The following is a 13747-nucleotide window of genomic DNA, read 5'->3' as shown; positions in this document are numbered from 1 at the left end:
GACAAATCAATACGAACAGTAGAAGGGACGACAGCTGTGATTACAACGATTATTACCTTTATTATCGTCTTTGGGATTCTGGTCATTGTCCATGAGTTTGGTCATTTCTATTTTGCCAAACGTGGCGGGATTTTAGTCCGAGAATTTTCCATTGGTATGGGCCCCAAGCTGTTTTATCGGCGGGGCAAGGATGGAACCACCTATACGGTTCGCCTTTTGCCAGTTGGTGGGTACGTCCGCATGGCCGGTGCCGAGGACGATGAAGACGAGATTAAACCGGGAACCCCTGTGAGTCTGTACCTCGGTAAAGATGATCAAGTTGAACGGATTAATGCTAGTAAAAAGTCGACATTATTTAATGGGATTCCGGTAGAAATTACCGGGTCTGATCTGGAAGAGGAACTCTGGATTGAGGGCTATGAAAACGGTGATGAGTCAGAGGTTAAACGGTACCCCGTGGCGCACAATGCGACGATTATCGAGACCGATGGCACCGAGCTGCAGATTGCCCCCAAAGACGTTCAATTTCAGTCGGCTTCTTTAGGACGCCGGTTGATGACCAACTTTGCGGGACCAATGAATAACATCATTCTGGCGATTGTGACGTTTATGTTGATGTCGTTCGTTCAGGGTGGCGTCGCGATGGGGACCAATCAGGTTCAGGTGGCGAATTCACCCGTTTCGGTCGCCAAAAAAGCGGGAATTCAGACCAACGATAAGATTTTGTCGGTCAATGGCCAACAGACGAAGGACTGGACGTCGTTGAGTACGGCGATTCAGCCCCGTGCCAATAAGGCCACCAAGGTGGTTATTCAGCGAGACGGTGCCAAGAAGACACTGACGCTGACGCCTAAGGGTGAAAAATCCAATGGTAAGACGGTTGGGATGATTGGCATTACACAGGCGCAAAACAAGCATATCGGACCGATCTTGCTGTCTGGGTTTACCCAGACGTGGACCATGACGAAGGCCTTGTTCGGTGCGCTGTGGTCCATGGTTTCCGGGCACTTTAGTCTCAACGACTTGGGTGGACCCGTGGCCATTTTTGCGACGACCTCGCAAGCCACGCAGTTTGGCCTCGTTGGCGTTCTGAACTTCTTGGCCTTTCTCTCAATTAACTTGGCAATTGTCAATTTACTACCAATTCCTGCCTTAGATGGTGGTAAAATATTATTGAACTTTATTGAGGCAATCCGGCGCAAGCCCCTTTCCGAAAATGTGGAAGCGGGGATCACGCTGGTGGGTGTCGGCTTCCTGGTAATCCTGATGTTACTGGTTACCTGGAATGACATCGAACGCTACTTTATTCACTAGTAAAATAGGGATGTAACGAGAAGGGAATATTTGACTATGAAACAATCGAAACTGCTCATTCCAACGCTCAAAGAGGTACCTAATGGTGCGGAGGCGCTGAGCCACCAAATGATGTTACGGGCCGGCTACATTCGCCAAGTGACAGCAGGGGTTTACGCCTACCTGCCACTGGCCTATCAGGTGCTGGAAAACATCGAAAAGATCATCAGAGAAGAAATGGCTAAGATCGATGCCGTGGAAACTTTGATGCCCGCCATCTTACCAGCATCATTGTGGGAAGAATCCGGTCGTTACGAAACGTACGGTCCGAACTTATTCAAGCTGAAGAACCGGCACGATAGCGACTTTATTCTGGGACCAACTCATGAGGAAACCTTCACCATGTTGGTACGGGATGCGGTCAAATCCTACAAACGACTACCACTGGTGATGTACCAAATTCAGCCTAAATATCGTGACGAAGATCGTCCCCGGTATGGATTGCTGCGAGGTCGCGAGTTCATCATGAAGGATGGGTATTCCTTTACGATCAACGATGAGGACCTGGATCGAATCTATAACCAAATGGAACAGGCTTACGAAAACATCTTTGATCGCGTTGGGTTGAACTACCGGGCCATTGTGGGTGACGGTGGTGCCATGGGTGGTAAAGATTCCAAGGAATTTTCTGCCATTGCGCCGGTCGGTGAAGACACGATTGTTTACTCCGACTCGTCTGACTACGCGGCTAACCTGGAAATGGCACGGAGCCTCTTCATCAGTAAGAAGTCCCATGCGCAACCAGAAGAAATGCAAAAAATTGCGACCCCTGGTGCTAAGACGATTGATGAGGTTGCTGAATTCCTAGATGTGAAGCCGTCAACCTTGGTCAAGAGCATGCTCTACGTGGCCAATAAGGACCAGCCTGTGATGGTATTGGTTCGTGGCGATCACGAAGTCAATGAGACCAAGCTTAAGAACTACTTGGATGCGGACTTCTTAGATCCCGCAACGCCAGACCAAGCTCAGAAATTCTTGGGGGCTAACTTTGGTTCTCTGGGTCCCGTCGGTGTTGGTGAAGACGTCAAGATTTTGGCGGATCAATACGTGGGCGATATGGTCAATGTGACCGTGGGTGCCGATGAAGATGGCCACCATTACATCAATGCAAATGCAGGCCGCGACTTCCGGGTCGATGACTACGCTGATCTTCGCGAAGTTCAGCCAGGTGACTTGTCACCAGACGGTGCTGGCGTGCTGAAGTTCACGAAGGGAATCGAAATCGGTCACATCTTCAAGTTGGGGACGCGTTACTCCGATGCATTGGGCGCTACGGTGCTCGATGAGGGAGGCCGGCAAAAACCAGTGGTCATGGGTTCCTATGGGATCGGTGTGAGTCGTTTGCTGTCCGCTATTGCGGAACAACAAGCCGATGAAAACGGTCTGGTATGGCCACGGAACATCGCGCCATTCGACATTCATTTGGTCCCAGTCAACCTGAAGAAGGAAGACCAAGCCAACCTGACCGAAGAGCTGGAAAAACAGTTAACGGCCAAGGGCTACCGGGTCTTGACGGATGATCGAAAGGAACGGCCAGGGGTTAAGTTTGCCGATTCTGATTTGATGGGGATTCCGGTCCGTATCACAATCGGTAAGAAGGCCGGCGAAGGCATCGTTGAGATTAAGATTAGAAAGACTGGTGAAACGGTCGAAGTTATTAAGGATGAAGTCGCAAGTACTGTGGAAATCCTCTTTAAAGACATCGACTAGCTTACCGAAAAGACCAGCTAGCGGCTGGTCTTTTTAGTCTTTCAATCAAAGAACCGAAAGTGGCGGGGCAACGATTGTGTCTGCTGGCCGCCTTGCCGTTTGCCAAATTTGGGCCGGAACGCGGTGGGCAGGACGGAAGAAGCCTTAAGAGCGGTCTTCTTCCTCGCTTTGAGCCGAAAAGTTCACGTCTCAAAGTCGCCATTTTCCAAGCCAGAGCGCTTGGAAAATCCCACGGCTGAGCCCAAATTTGGCTTCACTAGCGGCTACGGGAGTGTCACAATTTAAGGTCGTCTTTTCGGTATTGTGGTGCGACAATGTTGCCGTTAGCCGGAGAGGGTCAAGGATGGAGGCAGCCGTGACAACGGTGTTAGCCGATGCTTTTTCGGCTTACAGCGTGGGACGTGTTTGGAGACCGGCGAAATTTGCCGGGCTTCAAACCGAGCCGGAGGACCGCTTTTTAGGCCGCAGGCGGTCCCCACAGACGCCGGAATTCTTGACCATCGCAGGCGGTAGAACACAACATTTTCGCGACCAATCAGGGATAGAGAGTAAGGAACAAGAAGGTTAGATAGTGTGAAAGGAGTTCGCTTGTGGACGAAGATCGCCATGCATTATTCGAAAAATTATTACAACAACTAGATTTGTCCGGTGCGGCGGACCAGTCGTACTTCCAAACGGCGACGATTGACCGGTTGACCGTTCATGAACAGTCCCGGCGCTGGCATTTTTACTTAAAATTACCCAGCATTCTGCCCTTTACGGCGTTTGTGGAATTTCATAATCATTTACAGATTGCCTTTCGGGAAATTGCAACGGTTGAGGCTTCGGTCGAAGTTGACCAACCGGAACTCACGGATCGGTTACTCGGTGACTACTGGGAATGGATTGTGAAGAACAGCGGATTGACGGGGAACCTGGTTCAGGAACTCTGCCAGTCACAAGTCCCACAATTGGATCCAGACGGACGGGTTCTGTTATACGCCCAGAATGAAGTGGTCAAGAATTTCTTGACGACTCAGGCGTTGGGGCCCATTGAGGAGACCTATCGCCAGGCCGGTTTTCCTAAATTTAATATTCACGTCATGGTCGATGAGTCCAAATCACAGGCCAAGATTGACGAATTTAAGGCACGGCAAGAAAAGACCGACGCACAGTTGGCCCAGCAGGCCGCTGCGGCTATTGAAAAGGCCAACCAGAAACGGGCCAGCCAGAGTAACGGTGACGTTCAGGCGGCCAGCGGTCCAACCCAAATTGGGAAGGCCATCAAGGGTGACCAGCCGACGATGCGGATGGTGGACATTACGCAAGAAGAACGTTCCGTTATCGTCGAAGGGTACATCTTTGACAAGGAAATTCGAAAGCTCCGTTCCGGTCGGCAGTTATTGACCATTAAGATTACTGATTATACATCGTCTATTGTCGTTAAAAAGTTCTCACGGGGTGCCGAGGATGAGGCCCAATTTGCCGGGGTTGAAGAGGGCAGTTGGGTCAAAGTTCGTGGGAGTGTTCAGGAAGACAGCTTCATGCGTGATCTGGCCTTGAACGCCTACGACATCAATGAGGTCAAGCATGCCAGTCGTCAAGACAAGGCGCCGGCCGATGAGAAGCGGGTCGAATTGCATTTGCACACGACCATGAGTCAAATGGACGCCACTAATCCGATTGGGGATTACGTCAGCCAGGCCAAGAAGTGGGGCATGCCCGCGTTGGCGATTACGGATCATGCCGACGTGCAGGGATTCCCGGCCGCCTTCAATGCCGGGGCCAAGGCTGGTATCAAAATGCTTTACGGGGTTGAAGCCAACCTGGTCGACGATGGGGTTCCCATCGGATATAACAGTGCTCACGTCCCGCTAGATGGGGCGACTTATGTGGTCTTTGACGTGGAAACGACCGGATTGTCAGCCATCTATGACAAGGTGATCGAACTTTCCGCGGTTAAAATGGAGCATAAGAACGTGATTGCTCAGTTCGAGGAATTCATCGACCCTGGTTTCCCACTGTCCGAACAGACCACGAATTTGACCAGTATTACCGATGATATGGTGGCGGGGTCCAAATCCGAAGAAGAAGTCTTCAAGCTCTTCCGGGAATTCTGCGGCGATGCCATCATCGTTGGACATAACGTCACGTTTGACGTGGGGTTCATGAATACCGGTTACAAGCGGCACAATATGCCTGAGATCAGCAATCCCATCATCGATACCTTAACGTTGGCACGATTCCTATATCCTACCTTGAAGAGTTATCGGTTGAATACGCTGGCTAAACGCTTCCACGTCAGTCTGGAACACCATCACCGGGCCGTTTATGATGCGGAGTCTACCGGTCACCTGAATTACCTTTTCTTAAAGGATGCTGAGGATCGCTATGATATTCAGTATCACGATCAGCTCAACGATCACATGACCGATAACGATGCGTATAAGCACGCACGGCCGAGTCATGCTATCCTGATTGCGAAGACGCAAGAGGGCTTGAAGAACATGTTCAAATTGGTCTCGGCTTCCAACGTGGAGTACTACTATCGGGTGCCCCGGGTCCCTCGGAGCGTGCTCGACCACTACCGTGAAGGGATCATTGTGGGCTCGGCCTGTTCCTCTGGTGAAGTCTTCACCGCGATGATGCAAAAAGGACAGGTTGAAGCAGCGGCGAAAGCCAAGTACTACGATTACCTGGAAGTGCAACCCAAGGCTGCTTACCAGCCACTCATTGATTCAGGGCTGATTGCCGATGAGTCCAACCTGGAAGAAATCGTGGGTAACATGGTGCAGTTGGGCCATGACCTGAATAAACCGGTGGTCGCTACGGGTGACGTACACTACTTGAACCCAGAAGACTACATTTATCGTAAGATCTTGATTCACTCACAGGGTGGGGCCAATCCGTTGAACCGGCAGGAGTTGCCGGATGCCCACTTTATGACGACTGATGAAATGCTGGCCGACTTTGCTTACCTAGGCGAAGACACGGCTAAAGAAATTGTTGTGACCAATACCCAGAAGATTGCCAACGATGTCGATGAGGTTCATCCGTTGAAGGATAAACTGTATACGCCACGAATGGAAGGGGCCGAAGACGAAATTCGGCAACGGACCATGGATACGGCGCATGCGTGGTATGGCAACCCACTACCTGAATTGGTGCAACACCGGGTTGACCGGGAACTGAAGTCAATCATTGGGAACGGGTTCTCCGTGATTTATTTGATCGCCCAACGGTTAGTTGCCAAGTCCAACAAGGACGGGTATTTAGTTGGGTCACGGGGGTCCGTTGGGTCCAGTGTGGTGGCCACGTTTACCGGGATTACCGAAGTGAACCCACTGCCGCCACATTATCGGTGCCCGAACTGCCAATACTCTAAGTTCTATACCAAAGGGGAATACAGTTCCGGTTACGATTTGCCCGAAAAGAACTGCCCGAACTGTGGCACGTTGATGATTGGCGATGGCCATAACATTCCGTTCGAAACCTTCTTAGGTTTCAAGGGGAACAAGGTGCCCGATATCGATTTGAACTTCTCGGGAGACTACCAACCGATTGCCCATAACTACACCAAGGTGTTGTTCGGTGAGAAGAACGTTTACCGTGCCGGAACGATTGGTACGGTGGCGGATAAGACGGCTTACGGGTACGTGAAGGCCTACGAGCGTGACACGGAGCAGACGTTCCGGGGCGCGGAAATTGATCGGCTAGCCAAGGGTGCGACCGGGGTTAAACGGACGACCGGACAACATCCCGCGGGGATCATTGTTGTGCCGGACTACATGGATATTTACGACTTTACGCCGATTCAGTATCCCGCCGATGACCAGAACGCGGCTTGGCAAACGACCCACTTTGATTTCCATTCGATTCACGATAACATCCTGAAGATTGATATTCTGGGACATGATGACCCGACCATGATCCGGACCCTCCAAGATTTGTCGGGGGTTGATCCCCAGACGATTCCGATGGATGATCCGGGCGTGATGGCCCTGTTCTCTGGCACGGATTCGCTCGGCGTCACGCCGGAACAGATTCAGTCCAAGACGGGGACGCTGGGTGTGCCAGAATTTGGGACGCGTTTCGTGCGGGGGATGCTTGAAGAAACGCACCCGAAGAACTACTCACAGTTGCTTCAGATTTCTGGTCTGTCTCACGGGACCGACGTGTGGTTGGGCAATGCCGAAGAACTCATCAAGGCCGGTACCGCCACCATCGCCAACGTGATTGGGTGTCGTGATAACATCATGACCGACTTGATCAACTTCGGTCTCGATTCCGAAACGTCCTTCCAGGTGATGGAACACGTGCGGAAAGGCCGAGGGATTCCAGACGAGTGGCAAGAGAAAATGAAGGAAACCGACTGTCCGGACTGGTACATTGATTCTTGTTTAAAGATCAAGTACATGTTCCCCCGGGCCCATGCCGCAGCCTACGTGCTGATGGCGCTACGGGTGGCTTACTTCAAGGTCTACTTTCCAATTATCTACTATTCAGCATACTTCTCTGTTCGGGCAGACGACTTTGATGTCGTGGCCATGTCACAAGGGAAGACGGCGGTTAAGGCAGCGATGAAAGAGATTAATGACAAGGGGATGGACGCCTCCACCAAGGAAAAGAATCTCTTGACGGTGCTGGAACTGGCCAATGAAATGTTGGAACGTGGTTTTGAATTCAAAATGATTGACCTAGAAAAGTCGGATGCAGCTGAATGGATCATTGACGGTAACACGTTGATTGCGCCATTTAAGGCAGCACCTGGCCTGGGTCTGAACGTGGCCAAGCAGATTGTGGCGGCGCGTAACGACCGGCCATTTATTTCTAAGGAAGACTTGGCTAAGCGGGGCAAGGTTTCGAAAACGTTGATCGATTTCATGACCGAAAACGGTGTGCTCGATGGCTTACCTGATGAAAACCAACTGAGCTTGTTTGACGACATGATGTAAAAGTACTCGGTGGCTGATGTGATCGTGCAGACGACGGTAGCAGTCACTGCTGTATGCGTTAACCATTAACTTGAATGATGAGGTTCACCGCGTAGGCAGTCTGCCTGCGCGGTGAACCTTTTTTGGCGAGCTGGGCTTATCTCATAACTAACGAATTTTAGGCGGCAGTCCCGTCTTTTTGTCCAGTGGCGTGAATCATTTTAAATCTAAATTGGTTGTGGAGTCTAAGTTGTTTCATATTACGCTCGAGACGAACGGTTATGGATACCACGTGTACTTTACAGTGACGCGCAAAGTAAACGGTCGTAAAAATCCAGTAAAGTCGCGGCTTGAAGCGGTTGTTTCACAACCCGTCTTTATCAGGATTAATAGCATAGTAAGCGCTTACAGAATCGTCAAATTATGGTACAATAATGGTGAGGAATCAAGGAACCATTACTAAACTTTAACGAAAGCGGGTGTTCACCATGCTACAGCGGTTTGCACGTTTACCAGACGGTTGGCTATTTCTGGCAGGCTATTGTTTGATCGGTTTAGGTTATGTGTTGTTTGGCTTGGTATCAACTGTCGCGGCCGTTCCATTTTTAGCAGTTGTGATCGGTTACTTCCTGATCGCGTTCATTCTGACCGTGATCAAGGCGATTAGCTTAAAGGAAATGGCGTTGAATCGGTTAAACTTATTGGTTTTTGAATTCATTACGATTGCGGGATTTGTTTTGCTCCTGTTTACTTGCGAACAGTAGGTAGCACAATGGTTGCAATCCCGCGTGAACTGTAGTAAAGTAAGCTTTGTAGTTAAACTCGTTTTTTAAATGAGTGAGCAGTCCATGCTCACTCTTTTTAATGGAAAAATGTAGGAGGCGGAATTCTTTGAGTACAGTCGTCGAGACCGTGACGGCCCTGGCCCAGCCAATTGTGGCGCATCATCAGTTTGAATTAGTTGACGTTGAATTTGTCAAGGAAGGTAAGAGCTGGTATCTACGGCTCTACATTGATAAGCCCGGGGGCATTAATATTGAAGAATGTGCGATGGTGAGTGATGAGCTATCCGAAAAGCTGGATGCCATTGACCCTGATCCCATTCCCCAAGCCTACTTCCTCGAAGTTTCTTCACCGGGCGCTGAACGGCCGCTGAAGAAGCCGGAAGATTTTGAGCGAGCCGTGGGTGATTATATTCACGTTTCTCTCTACCAAAAGATTGGTCAAAGCAAGGTCTATGAAGGCACGTTAGAAGCATTGCGTGACGATTCCTTGGACTTAACTGTTAATTTAAAGGGACGCATCAAGACGTTGACCATTCCACGCGATGCGATTGCCCAAGCCCGGTTAGCCATCAAGTTCTAACTAAATAAGGAGCGAAACACAACATGAGTAAAGAATTATTAGGTGCCCTTGACGTCCTTGAGACGGAGAAGGGTATCCAGAAGTCAGTCGTTATTGAAGCTTTGGAAGCGGCCTTAGTCTCAGCTTACAAGCGGAACTACGACCAAGCCCAAAACGTTGAAGTTCAATTCGACCAAAAGAAAGGTGACATTCACGTCTTTGCCGTTAAGAAAGTCGTTGACCAAGTCTACGATTCACGGCTGGAAGTCAGCTTAGACGACGCCTTGGCTATCAGCAAGGGCTACGAAATTGGTGATGACATCAAGTTCGAAGTGACGCCTAAGAACTTCGGTCGGATTGCAGCGCAGACGGCTAAACAAGTCATCTTACAACGGGTTCGTGAAGCCGAACGGAACATCATTTACGATCAATACAGCCAGTATGAAAATGAAATCATCACCGGTGAAGTTGAACGTCAGGATTCCCGTTTTGTCTACGTTAGCTTAGGTAAGGTTGAAGCCGTTATGGGCCGTCAAGACCAGATGCCAAACGAAACGTACCGGATTCATGACCGGATCAAGGTTTACGTGACCCGGGTTGAGAATGCCACAAAGGGTCCTCAGGTTTTTGTTAGCCGGACACACGCTGATTTATTGAAGCGCTTGTTCGAACAAGAAGTGCCTGAAATCTTCGATGGTACCGTTGAAATCATGGCGATTGCCCGCGAAGCCGGTGATCGGGCCAAGGTTGCGGTTCGTTCAAACAACCCTGATATCGATCCTGTCGGGACCAGTGTTGGGCCTCGAGGCCAACGGGTCCAAACCATCGTTAACGAACTCGGTGGCGAAAACATGGATATCGTCGAATGGACGGATGACGAAGCGAAGTTCATCGCCAATGCGTTGAATCCTGCCGAAGTTTTGGATGTTATTTTTGATCCTAACAACGAACGGGCTTGCCAAGTCATCGTGCCGGACTATCAACTGTCATTAGCCATTGGTAAGCGGGGGCAAAATGCCCGTTTGGCTGCTAAGTTGACGGGTTACAAGATTGATATTAAATCAGAATCCGAAGCTTCTGCTATAATGGAAGCTGACCAGGCTGCTGACGAACAGCCAGTGTCTGACGATGATGTCACGGAAGCACCAGCTGCCGAAGAAGACACGACGGTAGCTCCTGAAGCAGCCGATGATGTCTCTGCCGATGCAGCAACGTCTGAGACAGCGGATAACGCCGATGAGACGAGTGATGCTACGGCTGACGATTCATCAGCCGAATAGGCCACATCTAAAGGAGGGTTGGTCCCATGAAACAACGGAAGATCCCCATGCGCAAGGATATTGTGACTGGGGAAATGGCACCTAAGAAGCAATTGGTACGGGTTGTACGCAACCAGGACCAAGAAGTTAGTGTCGACCCGACCGGCAAGCAATCCGGTCGCGGTGCCTACATCGCTTTAGATGTGGACATTGCCAAACGGGCCAAGAAGGAACGGACTTTTGATCACGTCTTTGGCGTTAAGATTGACGAGACGTTCTATGATGACCTCATTGCTTACGTGGATCACCAACAAGCACGGCGGGAATTATTCGACAATGACTAATTCTGAGCGCGCTTTACAACTTTTAGGATTGGTTCGGCGAGCAGGTAAGCTGGTCACCGGCGAATCCTTCGTCATGGCAGCGGTTAGAGATGGCTCGGCCAAGATGGTTCTGTTGGCAAGTGATGCCGGCAAGACCAGCCAGAAGCAATTTCGCGATAAGACCACCAGTTATGACGTCCAAATTAACGAGGACTTTACGAAGGATCAGTTGAGCACGGCCATTGGGTCAGCGCGCACGGTCCTTGCAATCACCGATCCGGGTTTCGTCCGGAAGTTACAACAATTACTTGCTAAGTAGCCGCCTGACGTTCTCGTGATCGGCAGAATACAAAGGAGTGTGAAGATATGGGGAAAAAGCGAATTTATGAACTCGCCAAAGAAATTAACGTCTCCAGTAAACAGATCATTGCGAAAGCCGAAGCAAAGGGCTTTCCGGTGAAAAACCACATGTCAACGCTCGGCGAGAACGAAGAACGTCAGCTCCGCGAAGCATTTAGCAAGTCAGCTGCTGGTAAGACGTCACACAACGCCCAACCAGCTAAGCGGCCTGCCATGCAAGCGGCACGACCTGCTAGTCAAAAGAGTGATCACCCCAAGACCAGCCACAAACCTGCAACGCAGAACAGTGGCAATGGGTCTAGCCATGCAACTGCCAATCAGGGTGGGAATAAACCTACCAGTAATCACGGCAATCACACGACTAATGGGAATGGGCAATCGACTAACCAGCGGTCAAACAACAGCGGTAATCGTAACCAACAACGTAGTACCAGTAATAACAATAAAAATAATAATGGCCAGTCCGGAAGCCAACACACTGAGCAACATCGTTCCGGGACCGGCAGATTTGGTGGAAGCTTGAATAATAATACAAATAATAGTAACGGCCGGCGTGGTAGTAGCAACGGCAGTAGCCGCGGGGGCCGGAATAACCGGAACAACCGCAACAATCGCCGCCGTAACAACAATAACAATAACCGGTATAAGAAGAACCAACGGATTAAAGACACGAACCAACACAAGGGCGCACCAGAACGGAAGAACAAGGCTTTACCTGAAGTCTTAGTTTATACGGATGGGATGAACGCGCAGGATTTGGCCAAGATCTTACACCGTTCTTCAGCAGAAATCGTGAAGAAACTCTTCATGCTGGGTGTGATGGTTAACCAAAACCAATCCCTGGATAAGGATACGATTGAAATCTTAGCGGATGACTATGGTATTCAAGCCCAAGAAAAGGTTCAAGTTGACGTTACCGATATCGACAAGTTCTTTGACGCTGAAATGGCTAACACGGATCATCAAGAGACCCGTGCACCCGTTGTCACGATCATGGGACACGTTGACCACGGGAAGACGACGTTATTGGATCACCTGCGTCACTCTCACATCACTGAGGGCGAAGCCGGTGGGATCACGCAGGCCATTGGTGCCTACCAAGTCCACTACAACGACAAGTCCATTACCTTCTTGGATACACCAGGACATGCGGCCTTTACTGAAATGCGGGCGCGTGGTGCTGAAATCACCGATATCACGGTCTTAGTTGTGGCTGCTGATGATGGGGTTATGCCACAAACCATCGAAGCCATTCACCATGCGAAGGCTGCTGGAACACCAATCATCGTGGCAGTTAACAAGATTGACAAGCCAGGTGCTAACCCGAACCACGTCATGGAACAATTGACGGAATACGAATTGATTCCTGAAGACTGGGGTGGCGACACCATCTTCGTTGAAATTTCTGCGAAGTTTGGGAAGAACATTGATGAACTGCTCGACATGATCTTGCTGCAGTCCGAAGTGCTGGAATTAAAGGCTAACCCAGAACAAAACGGGGTTGGTTCCGTCATCGAAGCCCGGTTGGACCAAGGTCGCGGTTCCGTTGCAACCTTGCTGGTTCAACAAGGGACCCTGCATGTGGGTGACCCAATCGTTGTTGGGAATACCTTTGGTAAGGTTCGGACCATGACTAACGAACGTGGTCGGCGGATCAAGGATGCCAAGCCATCAACACCTGTTGAAATCACGGGGTTAAACGACGTGCCAGAAGCCGGGGACCGTTTCGTGGTCTTTGACGATGAAAAGACCGCGCGTTCAGCCGGTGAAGAACGGGCGAAGGAAGCCTTGGTTCAAGAACGGAAGAACACCAGTCATGTCACCTTGGACAACCTGTTCGACTCCCTTAAGGAAGGCGAAATGAAGGAAGTTGACGTGATTATCAAGGCTGATGTTCAAGGTTCCGTTGAAGCCTTAGCTGGTAGCTTGAAGAAGATTGATGTTTCCGGTGTTCGGGTCAACATCATTCACTCTGCTGTTGGGGCCATTAACGAAAGTGATGTCACCTTAGCGGAAGCTTCCGATGCTATTATCATCGGGTTCAACGTGCGTCCTACGCCACAGGCACGGATGCAAGCCGACAGCGACAAGGTTGACATTCGTCTGCACAACGTCATCTACAACGCCATCGATGAAATCGAAACGGCGATGAAGGGGATGCTGGAACCAACCTACGAAGAACAAGTGACCGGTGAAATTGAAGTTAAGGATATCTTCCATGCTTCTAAGGTCGGCACGATTGTCGGTGGGATGGTTACCGAAGGCTACATTACGGCGGATGCCGATGTCCGGTTAATTCGGGATGGCGTTGTCATCTACGAAGGTAAGCTGGGTAGCTTGAAGCGTTTCAAGGACGACGTCAAGCAAGTTAAGATGGGTTACGAATTAGGATTAACTATCGAGAACTACAACGACATCAAGGTAGACGACGTTATCGAAGCCTACGTGATGAAGGAAGTTCCCGTTAAATAAAAATCGGAGGCAA

At 50.1% G+C, this 13747-nt stretch carries 9 protein-coding genes; all 9 read left to right on the top strand.

Annotation, left to right across the window (positions count from 1 at the left end):
- Positions 1-36: 36 nt before the first annotated feature.
- The 9 genes from rseP (at position 37) to infB (ending at position 13734) form a co-directional block, all read left to right on the top strand.
- Positions 37-1314 (top strand): RIP metalloprotease RseP, encoded by a 1278-nt coding sequence (rseP, locus tag FD28_RS01520; protein ID WP_057731899.1) that lies wholly within the window; start codon positions 37-39, stop codon positions 1312-1314.
- A 36-nt stretch (positions 1315-1350) separates the two neighbouring features.
- Complete coding sequence (locus FD28_RS01515; RefSeq protein ID WP_057731897.1) at positions 1351-3063, top strand: proline--tRNA ligase; 1713 nt, start codon at positions 1351-1353, stop codon at positions 3061-3063.
- Between the two features lie 590 nt (positions 3064-3653).
- A complete protein-coding gene (locus FD28_RS01505) occupies positions 3654-7997 on the top strand; it encodes a PolC-type DNA polymerase III (RefSeq protein WP_057731893.1) in 4344 nt (1447 codons plus the stop codon).
- 467 nt (positions 7998-8464) lie between these two features.
- The gene (locus FD28_RS01500; RefSeq protein WP_057731891.1) at positions 8465-8740 is read left to right on the top strand and encodes a hypothetical protein; all 276 of its coding nucleotides are present in this window, start codon (positions 8465-8467) and stop codon (positions 8738-8740) included.
- A 127-nt stretch (positions 8741-8867) separates the two neighbouring features.
- Complete coding sequence (gene rimP, locus FD28_RS01495; protein WP_057731889.1) at positions 8868-9341, top strand: ribosome maturation factor RimP; 474 nt, start codon at positions 8868-8870, stop codon at positions 9339-9341.
- Positions 9342-9364: 23 nt separating this feature from the next.
- Entirely contained in the window at positions 9365-10600 is a 1236-nt protein-coding gene (gene nusA, locus FD28_RS01490) for a transcription termination factor NusA (RefSeq protein ID WP_057731887.1), read from the top strand.
- Between the two features lie 26 nt (positions 10601-10626).
- Positions 10627-10923 (top strand): RNase P modulator RnpM, encoded by a 297-nt coding sequence (gene rnpM / locus FD28_RS01485; RefSeq protein ID WP_057731885.1) that lies wholly within the window; start codon positions 10627-10629, stop codon positions 10921-10923.
- Positions 10916-11221, top strand: a complete 306-nt coding sequence (locus FD28_RS01480) for a L7Ae/L30e/S12e/Gadd45 family ribosomal protein (protein WP_057731883.1) — start codon at positions 10916-10918, stop codon at positions 11219-11221. Before rnpM ends, FD28_RS01480 begins: the two co-directional genes overlap by 8 nt.
- A 47-nt stretch (positions 11222-11268) precedes the next feature.
- The gene (gene infB, locus FD28_RS01475; protein WP_057731880.1) at positions 11269-13734 is read left to right on the top strand and encodes a translation initiation factor IF-2; all 2466 of its coding nucleotides are present in this window, start codon (positions 11269-11271) and stop codon (positions 13732-13734) included.
- The last annotated feature ends 13 nt before the right edge of the window (positions 13735-13747 follow it).

It is taken from the genome of Levilactobacillus hammesii DSM 16381, from assembly GCF_001434395.1.
GTDB lineage: Bacteria > Bacillota > Bacilli > Lactobacillales > Lactobacillaceae > Levilactobacillus > Levilactobacillus hammesii.
This window is presented reverse-complemented; position numbering and strand designations above follow the sequence as displayed.